We start from the raw sequence: 15,175 nt of genomic DNA on the forward strand, positions 1-15,175 counted from the left end.
GAGGCTCTCCCCCCGAGTCTTCACTCTTCTCTAATCTGGCACTTATCTTGCTTTTATAACTAACAATTCAAAATTAAGAGTTAAATGCAACGGAGTAGTTAACTTCTTAAATGACAATGGGCCTCTAATACTTTAGAGCCTTATGCCATGCCTATGATTTTTATCGGCTACACCTTCATAGAGTCATATTAAGGAGAAGAGACTATGATGTTGTTTCAACCTGGAATCCTGTTACTTTCCTCAATCCCAGCGTATTTAAGGATTTTATTAGTCCTCTTTTTAACGGCCCTTTATATCGGGTTGCTCTTCATCAGTCAGCCTGATCTTCTTTTAAGTTATATTTTTACTGGCCCACTGCTGTTACTCAGCTATTTGACCCTGTCGTTTGTTTTTCTAGCGAAAAAGCGTATTAGCATACTCACTAAAGAGCTTGAGCAAATACAGAATCTTGAAGCTGTATCACTCACTACAAACGACCAAGATTTCAACGCCCTAGCAGGACAGGTTAATCTTCTTATTCGAGAATTAAAGCGCAAACAGGCCTTGCTCGATAGCTGTGCAAGTGAAACAAAATACACAGCCAAAGAGCTTAATACGTCATCGAATGACCTATCTCACGATGCACAAAAAGAGCACGAAGCTCTTAACTCCATTGCCTCTACCGCAGAAGAAATGAACGCAACCGTAAATGACATTGGTGCGCGCATAACACAAACGGAGTCATTGGCCGAAAACGCCTCTTCACTGGTAGATGAAGGTTCAAACTCCTTGTCAGAGTTACAAGCTAGCCTGCAAAATTGGCAACAAAATGTGAAAGACAACCAAAACAACATAACCAAGCTAACCGACAATGCCCAAGAAATTAGTCATTTTGTCAGCACCATTACCCAGATCACAGAGCAAATTAACTTATTGGCTTTAAATGCTGCCATCGAGGCGGCTCGGGCCGGTGAAGCAGGTCGCGGTTTTGCCGTGGTAGCAGACGAGGTGCGCGCCCTTGCCTCTCATACCGACAGCGCAGCCCGTGATATTCACGAGCTAGTCAGCAAGATTCAACATCAGGTTGAGCGTTCAAATACAAACAGCCAAACCATGCAAGCCAGCAGTGAAAACAGTATGCAAGCCATTCAAAGTACCCGCTCAAACCTGCAAGCCATTGGCAAGGCTTCACACTCTACCTACCAAGAAGTTCGCACTTCGTTATCGCTTATTTCAGAGTTCAGCAAGGCTAACGATGAGCTTTGCCAACGCTTACAAGACATCGCTCAAGTGAGTGAAAAAAACAGCCTTTCCAGCAAGGATACCAAGGACATGGTGAAGTACTTAGCTTGGCTATCATCCCGTTTGGAACAACAAGAACAGGAGTTATCATGAGCCTACCCATTATAGGATTTATCTGCCTATGCATCGGATTAATAGCATTAAGTCTGATCCGGTATTGGCAAAATGCACGCCGCTGGAAGCAGCAAAGCCTCATTGGAATTGATCTAATACAAAACTTGATCGAGATTTTAAAGCTCTCTCAACAGCACCGAGGTTTACATTCAGGCTTTCTGAATGGCCAAGTGGCATTAAAGAGCCAACTAACCAGCCTTGAGCAAAAAATTGACCAGCTTTACCAACAGGTTGAAACACAACAGACCCACATAGCCAAATATACTTTTGCGAATATTCGAGCTGAATACAAACAATGGCAAAGGTTGCTCAACCAAAGCAACCTTGATGCAAGCCAAAGTTTTCAGCAGCATTCTGCGCTGATTAAGCGGTTATTGGATTCCATTTGGGATTTGGCAGATGATTTTGGTTTAACCAGCAGTCAAGACCCAGCTCATAAAGCCTTATTTAATCGCTTAGTAAGAACTCTCCCAGAACTGGCCGAATCTCTAGGGCAAGTTAGGGCCTTAACAATGCAAGTGTCCAATAGCGAACGCTGTACACCAGACAAAAAGCTTCACTTACTCTATACACTCAACAAAATTGAAACAGAAATGGATGCAGCTCAAAGTCAGCTCACGCCTCAGGCCATTACAAAGATTCGTCAGTTTGTAGAAGAAGTCAGAAGCTCAGTTCATAGCCAAGCCCTTGCCAGTCGTAATCCTGAGATTTTTTTCCAACAAGCCACCAGCAATATTGATGCGATCTTTGGCTTTATTCAGCAGGGCCTTGGGCAAGCCAGAAACCAATGGTCCTAGCGCCTGGCTTCTACAAGGCTTAAACATGCGCAAGTGAGACACGAAGAATGCTTTTGTTTAGCCCACGAAACCGCTAGAATGCCTCAAATTTTATGCTGGAAGACATTATGAAATGGTTAATTAAAGGGCTACGCAACGGCGTTGGCTTAATTATAGTAGCGCTGGATTTAGTGTCTCGTGGTCGTAAACAAAAGCGCTCTGAAGAAGACCAACAGGCGATCAATGAAGAGCTTAAACAGTTAGCACTGTATCAGTTTTTTGCTTGCCCATTCTGTATTAAAACCCGCCGAGCCCTTCATAAAATGAACCTACCCATTGAAAAGCGAGATGCGTCTGAAGGTTCTGCTCATCGTACTGAATTATTGGCAGAAGGGGGCAAAGTGACAGTACCTTGTTTACGCATTGAACAAAATGGCGAGGTAGAGTGGATGTACGAATCGTCAGACATCATTCAATATCTGGAACAACGCTTCCCATAAACAAAAGCCAGCTTACCTTTATTTGCAACAAAGGCAAGCTGGCTGACATATCATTCTTGTGAACGGTGAATGTGGCAAGTACGATCCCCGTAATAATCATCGCAGTAATTACAACTTACTTGCTCTGTGACGGCCACGTTTTTGGTAATCACATCGTAACACTTAGATACTATGGCTAATAATGCATTCATCTTCTTTCTCCTGTCTGGTTGATGAATTCATATTATCCATACCTATAAAAATCTTAAATTTAATAGTTTTTATAATATCAATAAACACCTTCTATTGGCTAATTCGTAAAATTAAAATACCAATGATGGCCGCAGTAATACCAATAACCTCTTGTCGGCTAAAAGACTCTTTCAACACCAGCCTTGAATACAGCAAGATAAACAAAATATTCATGGCTGCAACAGCAGACACCAAGCCCGCCGCACCAATGCTGAATGCAGTTAATATAGCGATCATACCCGCCATGTTGGTTAAGCCAATCAGCATGCCGCAAGCAAAGGTTTTCTTTGCTGGCCAACGATCTGTAGCTAAGGCATTAGCAACGCTTTGATTACGATTTTTGAACCAATTCATCGCAAACAAAAAGCTACCAAAACCAAACATCAGCGTGAGGGTTGCAAACATATCGGCCTCTAAGCGAGTTGATTGTTTACCCATTAAATCATTAAACGAAAAAAAGAAAGCGGCCAGAAGGCCCCATTGAGCACCTTGCAAATTTGAGAAAGAAATGTCGTTTGAGTAGCGTATTGTATACAGGCCGATAAAAATGACAGTAAAGCCAAGCAATTGCAGAGAAGATAACGACTCACCCCACAAAAAGAAAGCAAACAACGCCACAAATAACGGTGGCATGCCTGACAAGACACTAATTAACGATGCTTTACCTACTGAGAAACCTTTATGTAAAGCCGCATTGGCTGAAAATGAACCGAAGCCCATTGCGAGCCCAACTAGCACATCGGCCCACCCATACCACTGCTGATCAAATAGGATCATCGCTATGCTGCTGATCAAAAAACCGACAAAGAAAACCCCAAACAGCATTAAGTGTTTGTCTAGGTTCTTTTGCGACGTCCATTGATAAAGTATCCCCCGCCCGCCAAAACAAAAAGCGGCCAGTAAGGCATAGAGAATCCACATACTTAACTCCTGCAACTTGTATTCCGAATAAGAAAGGTGCTCGAAAAGCGAAAGAGGAAAACAGCGACGGATGCGTCACACAACATAACATTTGAAAACAATTTTAATATTGTAATACTAAATTGGCATCAATCAAAGCCACTTCTAAGTCGCTTCAGTATTTAGGTAGTCTTGCAGTGCTTTGCCCAAGTAATCATATACGCGCTTGACCCTTAAATTAGTGCGTAGCTCCGAATGGCACACCAGCCACATTGGCAGCCTCATTGGCTCAGTAAACTCTTCAAATGCTCTAACTAACCCTGCTTCTTTGTCGCCCACATCGTGGGTCAAATACACTAGGCCAGCACCGGCTTTAGCCAACTGTACGTGCATGGGTTGAAAGCTGCTTGCCAGCATAAAGTTGTCTTTTGTTAGTGACCAACCTTGTTGTTTAAAATGATTGATTTCGCGCTCGTGGTCGCTAAACCCTATGATCTGAACGCTGTTTAGTTGGTCGACTCCTGTCACAGTGCCAAACTGAGCTAGGTAGTCTGCTGTGGCATACATATAAATGCTCTCATCACCAAGTTTACGTGCAAACAAGCTTGCCTGATCAGGTCGAGTATAGCGAATGGCGATATCTGCTTCGCGGCGTTTTAAATCACTCACGGCATTGGTCACGACCACTTCAATAGAGATTTTTGGCTCGACCGCCCTAAACTCAGATAAGATTTTAGGTAACCGATACATGGCGTCGAGCTCACAAGCTGAAATAACAACATTACCAGCTAATTCTTGAGACTTGCCTTGCGCCACTAATGCTAAATCACTTGCTGCCGACGCCATGTTACGAGCCATTTGTAACAAGGCTAAACCATGTTCTGTCAACTCTAGCTGATGACCAAGTCGATTGAACAAGGTAATCCCAAGCTCTTCTTCTAATGCCGCCACTTGCCTGCTCAAAGTTGGTTGGCTGGTATTCAAAGCGATGGCAGCAGCCGAAAATGAGCCTTCTTCAGCTGTCGCTAAAAAAGCTCTCGTTCTATTCCAATCAAAGTTTATAGCAGACCAGTTCATACAATTATGTATACCTTTATACCTTTTTAGGCAATTAACTATTAATAAAAGTATAGATAGAGTAGCGCTAATTTCATATCAAGCAAGGGGAAATGCATGAAGGTTTTATTATTAGGTGGTAGCGGAGCCACAGGAAAGCTCGTAGCTCAAGAGCTTGTTAGTAAAGGCGCAAGCGTAAAAATGATTGTCCGATCAAAACAAAAGATCGAACCCTACCTACAAAATAGCGCCTTCGTTGAATTAATAGAAGGGAACGTTCATCAACTCAGCCAACAAGAATTAGCCGATCATCTCGAAGGCTGTTGTTCGGTGATCTCTTGCCTAGGCCATAACTTAACCTTTACTGGCATGTTTGGTCAGCCCCGTAGGCTGGTTACCGAAACGCTCATGCGAACCTGCCAAGCCATTCATCAAATGAACCATAAACACCGCAGAGTTAAACTGATTCTAATGAGCACCACTGGCTACCAGAATCACGAAAAAGGCGAAAAAGTGTCTCTTGCTCATAAGCTTGTATTAGGGCTCATTCGCTTACTGATTCCTCCCCACAGTGACAACGAACAAGCCGCTCAATACTTACAACATATTGTGGCCTACTCAGATATGCCGATAGAGTGGGTCTGTGTGCGACCAGATAGCCTCACACTAACGCCTTTACCCACCGAGTACGAGATTCATTCATCACCTGTATGCGACCCGATTTTTAATTCTCGCCCTTCCAGCCGTTACAACGTGGCTCATTTTATGGTCGCCCTGCTGACAAAGCAGACTCTTTGGGAAGAATGGAAAAACGAACTGCCTGTGATTTATGACAGCCCTATTCGATTAAAATAAAAATGAGCTCCGTATCAATATACGGAGCTCATAACAAGTTACTCTGTTTTTTCAGAAGCAATCAGTTGCGGTATTTTGGCAATGCCGACAAGGTTTCAGAAGGCTCTGGACGTTGTGTGTAATCGGGGTTCACATCAAACGCCAACACTTTACCCTCTTGCGATACAACAATGCGAGCAGGCATTGGCAAGCTCCACGAATCGTCCCCATTGTATTCACTTAAGTTTATACCGAAACCTTGATACAAGCGTTTTAGATCTGCTGGCAACGCAAAGGCAATATCAAGTTTCTGGGCATAGCCATTGGCTTGGTCGCTTAACACATCAAAAGACAAGCCGTTTTCAGTCACACTACGCTTTGCAGCCGCCTGAGTCTGAGGAGAAATAACCACTAAATTTGCTCCGAGCTCGCGAATCGCTTGTGCATGAGCCTCTAATGCTTTTACTTCGATATTACAGTAAGGGCACCAGACACCTCGGAAAAAACTAATCACGAGAGGCCCTTGTTGCAAGAGTTCAACCGAACTCACCGTTTCACCTTCCTGATTTTGTAGCGCAAAAGCAGGCAAAGTATCCCCTACTTTTACTAGATTGCGTTCAGGCAAGCCATCAAGCAGGGATTGGTTCACATTCTTCATTATTGCTTTTGCTGATGCAGGCATTTTAGGCATGATTTGCGCGCTGAACGCATCTAACTCTTGTTGTAAACTGGACATGTTATTTTCCTATTTCGTTCATTAAAGTAGTGATCGGGTCTTATTCTGTAAGAAAGGGGTAATCGATATAGCCTTTTTGGTCGCCGCCATAGAAAGAGTCCATATCTGGTGGGTTTAACTCAGCTTGCTTGGCAAAACGCTCGGGTAAATCAGGATTAGCAATGAAAAGCCGACCAAACGACACACCTTGAGCATAACCAGACTCAACCACTTGTTGACTGGTTTGTGCATCAAAGCCGCCATTAACGATGTACACCCCATGCCAAAACGTTCGAAGTTTTCTTAGTAACTGCTGGTCCCCTTCTGCTTCCTCTGACATGCCGGGCATACTTTCACCAACATGCAAATAGGCCAGCCCTAACGTATCTAACTGCTGGTATAAATAGCTGAAGGTCTTTAGAGGGTCACTGTCAGACATATCATTAAATTGGCTAGTGGGTGTGAGTCGCACGCCTATTCGGCCTGCAGGCCAAACTTGGCCTATTGCCTCAATAACGTCTAAAAGAAACCTTGCACGGTTAGCAAGGCTTCCACCGTATTCGTCTTGCCTTTGGTTCGCGCCATCACGAATAAACTGGTCCACCAGATAACCGTTAGCAGCGTGAATTTCCACACCATCAAAACCAGCTTTTTGCGCAGCCAAAGCTGCCGTTTTATAGTCATCCAATATTTGCGTGATTTGCGATTTAGTCAGTGCTTTGGGCTGACTTACCCGCTCAAAGCCATTATGAGTAAAGGTAAAAGCCTGGGAATGAATTGCTGAAGGTGCCAATGGCTGCTCCCCTTTTGGTAAGATATTTTCATGACCCACACGCCCTACATGCCATAGTTGACAAAAAATCTTGCCGCCTTGTTCATGTACAGCATCGGTCACTTTGCGCCAAGCGCTAATTTGCTCAAGGGAAAAAATACCCGGCGTTTGAATAGCCCCTTTGGCCTGTTCTGAAATGTAGGTAGCCTCACTAATGATTAACCCTGCTGAGGCACGCTGGGCGTAGTATTGTGCTGCATTAGGGTTAGGTATGCCTTGATCATCCGCTCTGGCGCGAGTCATTGGCGCCATCACAAATCGATTAGCCAAAAGCAAGTCTCCTATTTCTAGGTGATCAAACAATGTATTCATAATAAGATACTCTTTCGAATGTTAATTTTGAGTTTTGTAATGTTTGTTATATTATTCAAAATACACTAACCAAAAACAGTAATGCAAGAGTTTTGTAATGAACAATACAAAAAAAATTGGACGCCCAAAGGTGTTCAATGACACCCAAGTACTGGAAAAAGCACTCAATGTGTTTTGGTCTAAGGGATATGACGGCGCTTCAATGAAAGATTTAACAGGGGCAATGGGCATCAACGCGCCGAGCTTATACGCCACGTTTGGAGATAAGAAAAACCTCTTTCTTAAAACAGTAGATCACTATATGCACAGTGGTAGCTGTTCCCCTTTAGAGGTTTTCGAACAAGAGACAGACATTAGACAAGCTGTCATTGCTTTTTTTCAGGAAGTTATTCGCTTATCCACCCAAGGAGAGCAAGGTACGCAAGGCTGCTTTTTAAGTGCCTGTGTTGCCACCAGTGTCGAAACCGTGGAAGGGGCTTCGCAGCAATTACAAACGGGCATAGAAGAATCGCAAAAGCGCATCGCCAAACGTTTTGAGCTGGCCAAGCAAGAGGCTCAGTTACCAGCAGACTTCCCTTCTGAGCAACGAGCGAGATTAATGTTTGATCTACGCCAAGGCCCTGTATTTCGTGCACGAGCAGGCACTTCAGCTGATGACCTAAAACAAGACATTAATGCTTGGGTAGACTGTATTTTGCCCTAAATACAGAGCAAAAACCTGTTAGAATGTGAACTGTTAAGTAAGGTTTAGTCCTGAAATACGGTGAAAGTCACTTTTTAAGACAGTTTCGCCGTTTCCAAGGCGTTTCATGCTAACTAATCTCGTACTTATCTCTTAGTAAGATAAATACTGTTCAAGCCCCTTCTTGCCTTTAATAAAAGGCAAGAAGGGGCTTGTTCGTCTTCGGCAAATAAACTTATAACGCTTTCAGTGCTTTCTCAAACACCCCATTTCTTAACGAGGCCTGTAAATCGTCATTGCCACCAATGTGTTGCCCATTGACAAAAATTTGCGGCACTGTGTGGCGTTTACTGCGTTCTTTCATTTCCTTTGCCGCCGCTTGGTTGAAAGTAATATCAATTTCTTCAAATTTAACGTCTAGCTTCTTTAAGGTAGATTTTGTCATTTTACAGAAGGGGCAATACCCTTTGCTGTAAACCGTTACTTTAGGGCTTTGTTTCTTGCTCATGGAATCGGTCTCAAATATGTCTAAGAAAACTATTCTCTACAATTTAGTAGACAAAACAAGGCTGCTCTACCCAAATATTCATTCAACTTAGTGAATACATTGTGAATTAGCAGCTATTGACGTTACTGCTTTCTCACCATAATAACCGTCGAGGAGATTGCTTCTCCATCTTTGGCCCACTCACTGTGGTCATTGCCGTTAAGGGTAACTTTTATAAGGTTGTCCCCTAGTGTTAAAGCGCTGCTGGGTAAATGAAACCACTTGCCATAAACGCGAGCGTATTTCACCCCATTCACATAGATATGTGCATGGCCGGCATTTTGCTCGACGGCCTGATTGATTTTAGCGGGCGTGAAGGTGAAGTTGCGCGTCATGATTTGCACGTTATAACCGCCCATCACATCAGGAAACATCAAATGATTCACCGTAGGTGTGGGGAGGTTTTCTGCAACTTCTCGCAATGGGTGCTGGTGCAGAGACATAGCATCTAGCTGGCTAGAGACTTCTCCCTTGACCCTCACATTTGTACTGTCCTCTACAGGTAAGACTGTCATCAGGGTGACCGCTGTGGCCGCCCCAATGATTAGATAAGCAATTTTTTCTACTAACATATTCAAAACTTACTGAGGCGGTGACGGCAAAGCATCACGCAATGCTTGAGCAGTAATGCCTAGAGTTTCAGCGGCTTTATCAAAGTCAGGTGGCATGGTTTGACCAAGCGCCTCCCTTAGGAGCGCTTCGCTAATATTCAACTGTTCGGCAACGCCTGTAAAGTCAGGGCCAGGGGCACCTTGCCCGTGACCGCCCTGCTTAATGCTGTCTGACACTTCACCGTGATAACAATTGATCATATACGGTGCTTCGTCGGCGGTGAGGTGATAATGATAAATACCGTCAGGAAACTCTGGGGTTGCTTCAAAGTGGCCGCTACATTCGTCTAGATCATCATTAGTGATAGTTACGCCATTAAAGCCCTGATTACCGTAAACTGGGAAACCATCTTCAAGTACCCCAATCATAACCGAATGCTCACCTTCCACATCAAGGGAGCCGGTTATACAAAGAGGAATACCGTGATAATGATAATTCGTGCCATTAACTAGGGTATGACCATTACATTCATCCACAAAAGGCACATGGTCATGAACGACATTATCATCCAGCGCCGTAATCGACCTTTCCAAATCTTCATAATCGTTGAAAATTTGTGCTCCGGTAATCGCAACACCAATACGGCCTAAGGTCGTATCCGTGGTATCGGTTACATAAGTGGGCTGAGTCGTAATCGTGGTATCAATCGGGGTTTCTTTAAAATATTCCGCTGATTTAACAACCGTAAACTCATCGGCAGCATTATCTGAAAACGGCATGGACATAACATCATTGGGAATAAGATACTTCTCAGCAAAACCGTGGCTAGGAATACCGTTCGACTGAAAACGGAAACTGTTGTCGTCTTGATTAATGGTGATTTCTACATTCTCTGCCCAATTTGCCTGTTGAACTGCCTGACTCGTATCCACTTGGCTAGATAGAGATTTAAACTCTACCGCCGATACAGCCACCACGACGGACAGAGCCGTCACACTAAAAAGTAACTTATTTTTCATTCAGAGTAATTCCGAGAAAGAGGTTTAAACAATAATAAAAAGTATAACTTGCTTCCCTAACCTTCTATATCTGAACTCGTGTAAAACTATGTAAAACTTTACCATTAGAAATAATTAAGGGGTGTATAAATTGACTTACCCGTTTATCCAACCGGTGCGATTTGCTATCAGATTCGAACAGCGATAAAAACAGTTTGAGTTAATTCAAAAATTAAGATTACCGTTGTTGGGCTCTTGGGAGAGTGAAAATAAATGAAGAGGCTGTTAAGGTGGCATCTCTACCAGCCGCACCTCGGCACACAAGTCCACCGCTGTGGCTGCTTCCTTCCGGACCTGACCAGATTCACGGTTTATTGTTGCGAGGGGACCAGCAGAGACACCATAAAGGAGGCCCTGTGACCTTGGGGCGCCATTATACGTAAGGGAGTTAAAAGATCAAGCCTCTTTCTGACGGTTAAGCAATAAATCTTAAAAGAGACAGAGACTTACGAGAAAGCGACCTCCCTACCCTTAACCCTCCCTAAATGCACCAGTAAATTGTTTAGTTACTCGACAAGGCCCTAAGAATATAGTTTAGTTACTTAACGTTACGATAAGGTATACTCAACCTTACATTTAAACGGTAGTTAGGCTTTACTATGTTCGCCTTCTACTTTCTAACCCTTCGTAAGGCAGCACATGAGTTTAAAAGCATTTGAAAATATGAATAAAGGCGACAGCCTTTCCCTAGACACTCTGTTTGAGAACCTTAAAACCGATGAAAACGGTTTGATCGCCGCGATTGCCCAACAGCATGATACTAAAGAAGTGCTCATGCTCGCCTACATGAACGAAAAATCAATCCGTGAAACCTTAGAAACTGGCCAAGTATGTTATTGGTCTCGTTCTCGCCAGACCTATTGGCGCAAAGGTGAAAGCTCTGGTCACAGACAAGCGTTGGTTTCTATGTCGTTTGATTGCGATGGCGACTGCATCTTACTACAGGTGGATCAAAAAGGGGCAGCCTGTCATACCTTTAGACGCAACTGCTTCTTTTTTGAAGTGCAAGGTGACAAGGTGGTCATCAACTCTGCACCACAAGAGGACTAAACAGGCACTAAGGCGTTGCATTCTCGTAGCGCCTTCTGCTTTCAAATTAACTTAGCTAATATTTAGATAAGATGAAAATTAGAGGTATGGAAAAAATAAGAACAAAACATATTCAACTCTCATGGAAGAACACGTATATGTAAGGTTTTGTAAAAAGTCGGCACGTTAATTGCTCCCTTATACAATCTGAAAAAGTAGGTGATTCCATGTTCCATTTGAATGTTCGTAGTAAAATCCTTTCTCTCGTTTTTTTATTCTCTGGCGTTATTATTGCCACCAGCATAGGCTCTGCTCTTTCTAGTCAATCTGTATCTTCTAAGTTACAAAGCGTTTCCTCTCAAAGTCTTGACCTATTGCACAATTTGGAACGCAGCCGACAATTATTATTGCAGCAGTCCGTTGAGTTTGAACGCGGCTTTTTCCAAGTTTCTATTGCCAAATCTATGGGCGGTTATGGTATTGAGCAGGTTGAAGAATCTGCACAGAAGTTCACCAACTACACCAGCGAGCTGCTAGCCAGTATAGAAAATGTGAAAGCGACACTTTCTAATATGCCGGACACAGACAGCTTAGCGCCCATTCTTGAGCAAATCGCTCTGTTAGAAGAGCAACAAGCTACTTTCTTAGAAGCCAGCACCACCACCTACGAATGGTGGATTAAGCTTAAAACGCTACAAGCCAATAAAGCTCGCCGTGTTGCCGATGCCAGTCTGGTGTCAATCAACGAACAGATGGAAAGCATACTGACCGCAATCGATGACTACACCTTGCAAGTCACCGAGCAACAGAACCAACAGCTCAACACCACAATCTACACCAGTGCTGCGATTTCTGGAGCATTAATTATTGCTGGGGTCATCATCAGCTTACTGATTGTTAATGGCATCTGTGGTCCATTAAAACGAGCCGTTATGCGCGCTGAAAGCATTGCCGCAGGTCAACTTAGCCAAGAGCAGAACACACCGACTCGTAAAGATGAGATTGGTCTTTTAGAAGCCGCCATGAACAAGCTTGAAAGCCAATTAAGCGGCATTCTTCACGATGTGGCTCAGTCTAGTAATATGCTCACAGAAGCCGCCCACCACCTGAATAAAGTGACCGGTGAGTCTTCGCAAATGGTGGATCAACAAAAGGCTGAAACAGACCAAATTTCTCAGGCCGTGCAAGAAATTCAAAGCACCGCTGTACATGTTTCTGAGTCCACCACTCAAGCGAGCCAAGCTGCTCATGATGCAGAAACTGCTGCTCATGAGGGCAGCCATTTGGTGAGTGAAACCATCGCAAGTATTGAGTCTTTGTCTAGTGAGATCAGCAAATCTTCTCAAACCATCAACGAGCTACAAACCAACACAGACGAAATAAGCGGTATTTTGAATGTTATTTTGGGTATTGCAGAGCAAACCAATCTACTCGCGTTGAACGCGGCGATTGAAGCGGCTCGGGCTGGTGAACAAGGCAGAGGCTTTGCAGTGGTCGCTGATGAAGTGCGCCACTTAGCAAAAAACACTCAAGATGCCACACAAAAAATTGAGCAAATGATTGCCGTGCTGCAAACGGGTACTGCCTCTGCAGTCTCTGCAATGACAGCGAGTTTACAACGCTCTGAACAAGTGGTTGAGCAGGTGAAACACGAAGAGTCTGCGCTACAGAACATTAACCAGTCGACGGCAAAAATTCGTGACATGAATGACCAGATCTCTGCTACTGCAGAAGAGCAAGCAACGGTCACCGCTGAGGTGGGTAATAATATTCAAAATATTACCAGCATTGCCGCCAAAACCACTGAATCCATTCATTCAATAAGCGATTCTGCTGAACAACTGGCGAAGCTTGCAAGCCAATTGTCTAATAAAGTCAGTTACTTTAAAGTATAGAAAGACTTTCCACTGGGGGCACCCGCCCCCTGATTAGGCTTATTTAAGGAGTATCTATGTGCCGATGGTTAGCATACCAAGGGCAGCCTGTTTATCTTGAATCCATGCTGTTTGAACAAGAAAACTCCCTCATTCAACAAAGCATCAGTGCCAGAAAGTCCATCGTTACCGTTAATGCCGACGGTTTTGGTTTAGGTTGGTACGACGAGCGCAAAGAACCAGGCTTGTATCATGAGATATTACCTGCCTGGAGCGACTGTAATTTAAAAAGCTTAGCCAAGCATATTAAGAGCGGTTTGTTTTTTGCCCATGTAAGAGCCTCTACCGGAACAGCCACCAGCCGAGCAAACTGTCATCCATTCAGCTATAAAAACTGGCTTTTTATGCATAATGGCCAAGTAGGTGATTACGAGCAAGTTCGTTGGCGGCTTGACCAGCTGATTCCCGAACACCTGTATAATGAAAAACAAGGGGCGACCGATTCTGAAGCCCTTTTCTTGCTGTTACTTGCCAATGGTTTAGAAAATAACCCAGTACAAGCCATTATCGATACTTTAACGCAGGTAAAGCAGATCATGGCGGAAAAAGCGATCACTGAGCCCTTACGCTTTACCGCTGTGCTATCCAATGGTGACGACATTATTGCTGTTCGCTATGCCACAGATGACCAACCACCCAGCTTGTTTTGCAAACGCTTTGACGAGCATGTGGTGATCGCTTCTGAGCCGTTAGACTTGTCCAGCCTTTCGTGGACGCAAGTGCCACCAGATCATGTGGTAAAAGTGAGCGGAACAGACTATCAAATTGAGCCATTACCCAAGTTTTAATCGGTTAATGGCTGCCCATTGATTAGCTGCAATAGATTGAGAGATAGTCAAAAACGTCTATTTGTCTTCGTTTTCTCGGTATGCGTACGTTGCATCAAAGCGTGATTGGATCCAATCGCCACTCAAAATAGGCTCGTATTTAGCGGGCTTATTCTCGTCAGTACAGGTTGGTACACAAGACACGAGCGTTTCATAGTCTGGCTCAACAAAGAATGGGAAAGAGTATCTGTGTACATCCGGTAACGAAGCTCGCACACGGTGCGCGGTAGACACATACTCGTCGTTTGTCCAACGCTGCATGAGATCACCAATGTTCACCACCAATGCGTCTTTTATTGGCGTGGCATCCACCCACTCTTCGTCTCGATTCTTCACTTGCAAGCCGCCGATTTGATCTTGCAACAACAGGGTTACACAACCGTAATCCGTGTGTGCTCCCGCGCCGTTATCATGATCTTGAGCAGGACGTGGTGGGTAGTGGATCATACGCAGAACCGTAACGTGGTCGGTAAAACAGCGAGTGAAAAAGTCCGCTTCTAAAGACAGCGCCTGTGCCATTGCCGTCAGTAATTGCTGAGCTACTTTAAACGCCTGCACATAATACTCTTGCAACACTTCCAGTGTGGCAGGGTCACTTGGGTTCTGATTAGGGCCATACATTTTTGGGTATTTAGCCGCCAGCGGGTGATCCGCTGGTAGGTCTAGGGCCATATCAAAGGTTTCTTTCCAATCTGAATGGCCGATCTCGTCTAACTGCTCTTCACCAATACTGCCGTACCCTCTGTGGTTGATACATTTGGTGATGTCGATGGCTTTTTTATCGGCTTCTGGAAGGTCAAAAAAGCGTTTTGCTTGGCTCATCAAGCTCGCCATAAGTTCACTTGGAATGCCCGTGTTAGTAAGATAAAAAAAGCCAATTTCACGGCATGCTTTATCTAAGGCGTTAATTTCACTTTGGCGTATTTCTTCATTGTCGATCACCAATTTTGACAAATCAATTAACGGAATAGACATGTGTTCTCCTAGCTTGTTAC

At 44.0% G+C, this 15,175-nt stretch carries 17 protein-coding genes and 1 other RNA gene; 8 read left to right on the forward strand and 10 right to left on the reverse strand.

All coding sequences use genetic code 11. The annotated features are described in order from the left end of the window. Positions 1-204 precede the first annotated feature (204 nt). The 3 genes from ACYVGZ_RS03720 to ACYVGZ_RS03730 all read left to right on the forward strand — a co-directional run bounded on the left by ACYVGZ_RS03720 (position 205) and on the right by ACYVGZ_RS03730 (position 2,671). Positions 205-1,374, forward strand: coding sequence for a methyl-accepting chemotaxis protein (locus ACYVGZ_RS03720; RefSeq protein WP_460751404.1), 1,170 nt, complete (start codon positions 205-207; stop codon positions 1,372-1,374). After that, on the forward strand, positions 1,371-2,192 hold the full coding sequence (locus ACYVGZ_RS03725; protein ID WP_460751407.1) for a nitrate- and nitrite sensing domain-containing protein: 822 nt from the start codon (positions 1,371-1,373) through the stop codon (positions 2,190-2,192). The genes ACYVGZ_RS03720 and ACYVGZ_RS03725 overlap by 4 nt, the downstream gene beginning before the upstream one ends. Positions 2,193-2,299: 107 nt before the next feature. After that, complete coding sequence (locus tag ACYVGZ_RS03730; RefSeq protein ID WP_460751410.1) at positions 2,300-2,671, forward strand: glutathione S-transferase N-terminal domain-containing protein; 372 nt, start codon at positions 2,300-2,302, stop codon at positions 2,669-2,671. A 50-nt stretch (positions 2,672-2,721) separates the two neighbouring features. Here the strand turns inward: ACYVGZ_RS03730 and ACYVGZ_RS03735 are convergent, their stop codons facing one another. The 3 genes from ACYVGZ_RS03735 to ACYVGZ_RS03745 form a co-directional block, all read right to left on the reverse strand. After that, entirely contained in the window at positions 2,722-2,862 is a 141-nt protein-coding gene (locus ACYVGZ_RS03735; RefSeq protein ID WP_460751413.1) for a hypothetical protein, read from the reverse strand. Between the two features lie 91 nt (positions 2,863-2,953). Then, a complete protein-coding gene (locus tag ACYVGZ_RS03740; protein WP_460751416.1) occupies positions 2,954-3,823 on the reverse strand; it encodes an EamA family transporter in 870 nt (289 codons plus the stop codon). 144 nt (positions 3,824-3,967) lie between these two features. After that, positions 3,968-4,879, reverse strand: a complete 912-nt coding sequence (locus ACYVGZ_RS03745; RefSeq protein ID WP_460751418.1) for a LysR family transcriptional regulator — start codon at positions 4,877-4,879, stop codon at positions 3,968-3,970. Between the two features lie 96 nt (positions 4,880-4,975). Between ACYVGZ_RS03745 and ACYVGZ_RS03750 the strand changes: the two genes are divergently transcribed. Then, on the forward strand, positions 4,976-5,713 hold the full coding sequence (locus ACYVGZ_RS03750; protein WP_460751421.1) for an NAD(P)-binding oxidoreductase: 738 nt from the start codon (positions 4,976-4,978) through the stop codon (positions 5,711-5,713). 61 nt (positions 5,714-5,774) lie between these two features. Here the strand turns inward: ACYVGZ_RS03750 and ACYVGZ_RS03755 are convergent, their stop codons facing one another. Together ACYVGZ_RS03755 and ACYVGZ_RS03760 are read right to left on the reverse strand one after the other, a co-directional pair. Beyond that, positions 5,775-6,428 carry a peroxiredoxin-like family protein gene (locus tag ACYVGZ_RS03755; protein ID WP_460751423.1) on the reverse strand — a complete coding sequence of 218 codons (654 nt, stop codon included), beginning with the start codon at positions 6,426-6,428 and terminating at the stop codon, positions 5,775-5,777. Between the two features lie 40 nt (positions 6,429-6,468). Then, positions 6,469-7,551 carry an alkene reductase gene (locus tag ACYVGZ_RS03760; protein ID WP_460751426.1) on the reverse strand — a complete coding sequence of 361 codons (1,083 nt, stop codon included), beginning with the start codon at positions 7,549-7,551 and terminating at the stop codon, positions 6,469-6,471. Between the two features lie 97 nt (positions 7,552-7,648). Here ACYVGZ_RS03760 and ACYVGZ_RS03765 point away from each other — a divergent pair, with 97 nt between their 5' ends. Beyond that, positions 7,649-8,254, forward strand: coding sequence for a TetR/AcrR family transcriptional regulator (locus tag ACYVGZ_RS03765; RefSeq protein ID WP_460751429.1), 606 nt, complete (start codon positions 7,649-7,651; stop codon positions 8,252-8,254). Between the two features lie 214 nt (positions 8,255-8,468). On the opposite strand, the gene grxC is transcribed toward ACYVGZ_RS03765, so the two are convergent. The 4 genes from grxC to ffs form a co-directional block, all read right to left on the reverse strand. After that, positions 8,469-8,741, reverse strand: coding sequence for a glutaredoxin 3 (gene grxC / locus ACYVGZ_RS03770; RefSeq protein ID WP_460751432.1), 273 nt, complete (start codon positions 8,739-8,741; stop codon positions 8,469-8,471). Positions 8,742-8,863: 122 nt separating this feature from the next. Continuing rightward, on the reverse strand, positions 8,864-9,352 hold the full coding sequence (locus ACYVGZ_RS03775) for a hypothetical protein (protein ID WP_460751435.1): 489 nt from the start codon (positions 9,350-9,352) through the stop codon (positions 8,864-8,866). 9 nt (positions 9,353-9,361) lie between these two features. Beyond that, positions 9,362-10,351, reverse strand: a complete 990-nt coding sequence (locus tag ACYVGZ_RS03780) for a YHYH protein (RefSeq protein WP_460751438.1) — start codon at positions 10,349-10,351, stop codon at positions 9,362-9,364. A gap of 276 nt (positions 10,352-10,627) precedes the next feature. Beyond that, an RNA gene (ffs, locus tag ACYVGZ_RS03785) (signal recognition particle sRNA small type) lies at positions 10,628-10,724 on the reverse strand. Positions 10,725-11,029: 305 nt separating this feature from the next. Here ffs and hisI point away from each other — a divergent pair. The 3 genes from hisI (at position 11,030) to ACYVGZ_RS03800 (ending at position 14,141) form a co-directional block, all read left to right on the forward strand. Continuing rightward, entirely contained in the window at positions 11,030-11,440 is a 411-nt protein-coding gene (gene hisI / locus ACYVGZ_RS03790; protein ID WP_460751440.1) for a phosphoribosyl-AMP cyclohydrolase, read from the forward strand. A 206-nt stretch (positions 11,441-11,646) separates the two neighbouring features. Further along, complete coding sequence (locus tag ACYVGZ_RS03795) at positions 11,647-13,314, forward strand: methyl-accepting chemotaxis protein (protein ID WP_460751443.1); 1,668 nt, start codon at positions 11,647-11,649, stop codon at positions 13,312-13,314. A 56-nt stretch (positions 13,315-13,370) separates the two neighbouring features. Beyond that, entirely contained in the window at positions 13,371-14,141 is a 771-nt protein-coding gene (locus ACYVGZ_RS03800) for a class II glutamine amidotransferase (RefSeq protein ID WP_460751446.1), read from the forward strand. Positions 14,142-14,198: 57 nt separating this feature from the next. Here the strand turns inward: ACYVGZ_RS03800 and ACYVGZ_RS03805 are convergent, their stop codons facing one another. Continuing rightward, entirely contained in the window at positions 14,199-15,155 is a 957-nt protein-coding gene (locus ACYVGZ_RS03805) for an isopenicillin N synthase family dioxygenase (protein ID WP_460751449.1), read from the reverse strand. Between the last annotated feature and the right edge of the window lie 20 nt (positions 15,156-15,175).

It is taken from the genome of Marinomonas epiphytica (assembly GCF_054780655.1).

What these genes read in the sequence shown, in the direction of transcription:
- ACYVGZ_RS03720 (WP_460751404.1), top strand. Translation starts at nt 205, where the DNA reads ATGATGTTGTTTCAACCTGGAATCCTGTTACTTTCCTCAATCCCAGCG.
- ACYVGZ_RS03725 (WP_460751407.1), top strand. Translation starts at nt 1,371, where the DNA reads ATGAGCCTACCCATTATAGGATTTATCTGCCTATGCATCGGATTAATA.
- ACYVGZ_RS03730 (WP_460751410.1), top strand. Translation starts at nt 2,300, where the DNA reads ATGAAATGGTTAATTAAAGGGCTACGCAACGGCGTTGGCTTAATTATA.
- ACYVGZ_RS03735 (WP_460751413.1), bottom strand. Translation starts at nt 2,862, where the DNA reads ATGAATGCATTATTAGCCATAGTATCTAAGTGTTACGATGTGATTACC.
- ACYVGZ_RS03740 (WP_460751416.1), bottom strand. Translation starts at nt 3,823, where the DNA reads ATGTGGATTCTCTATGCCTTACTGGCCGCTTTTTGTTTTGGCGGGCGG.
- ACYVGZ_RS03745 (WP_460751418.1), bottom strand. Translation starts at nt 4,879, where the DNA reads ATGAACTGGTCTGCTATAAACTTTGATTGGAATAGAACGAGAGCTTTT.
- ACYVGZ_RS03750 (WP_460751421.1), top strand. Translation starts at nt 4,976, where the DNA reads ATGAAGGTTTTATTATTAGGTGGTAGCGGAGCCACAGGAAAGCTCGTA.
- ACYVGZ_RS03755 (WP_460751423.1), bottom strand. Translation starts at nt 6,428, where the DNA reads ATGTCCAGTTTACAACAAGAGTTAGATGCGTTCAGCGCGCAAATCATG.
- ACYVGZ_RS03760 (WP_460751426.1), bottom strand. Translation starts at nt 7,551, where the DNA reads ATGAATACATTGTTTGATCACCTAGAAATAGGAGACTTGCTTTTGGCT.
- ACYVGZ_RS03765 (WP_460751429.1), top strand. Translation starts at nt 7,649, where the DNA reads ATGAACAATACAAAAAAAATTGGACGCCCAAAGGTGTTCAATGACACC.
- grxC (WP_460751432.1), bottom strand. Translation starts at nt 8,741, where the DNA reads ATGAGCAAGAAACAAAGCCCTAAAGTAACGGTTTACAGCAAAGGGTAT.
- ACYVGZ_RS03775 (WP_460751435.1), bottom strand. Translation starts at nt 9,352, where the DNA reads ATGTTAGTAGAAAAAATTGCTTATCTAATCATTGGGGCGGCCACAGCG.
- ACYVGZ_RS03780 (WP_460751438.1), bottom strand. Translation starts at nt 10,351, where the DNA reads ATGAAAAATAAGTTACTTTTTAGTGTGACGGCTCTGTCCGTCGTGGTG.
- hisI (WP_460751440.1), top strand. Translation starts at nt 11,030, where the DNA reads ATGAGTTTAAAAGCATTTGAAAATATGAATAAAGGCGACAGCCTTTCC.
- ACYVGZ_RS03795 (WP_460751443.1), top strand. Translation starts at nt 11,647, where the DNA reads ATGTTCCATTTGAATGTTCGTAGTAAAATCCTTTCTCTCGTTTTTTTA.
- ACYVGZ_RS03800 (WP_460751446.1), top strand. Translation starts at nt 13,371, where the DNA reads ATGTGCCGATGGTTAGCATACCAAGGGCAGCCTGTTTATCTTGAATCC.
- ACYVGZ_RS03805 (WP_460751449.1), bottom strand. Translation starts at nt 15,155, where the DNA reads ATGTCTATTCCGTTAATTGATTTGTCAAAATTGGTGATCGACAATGAA.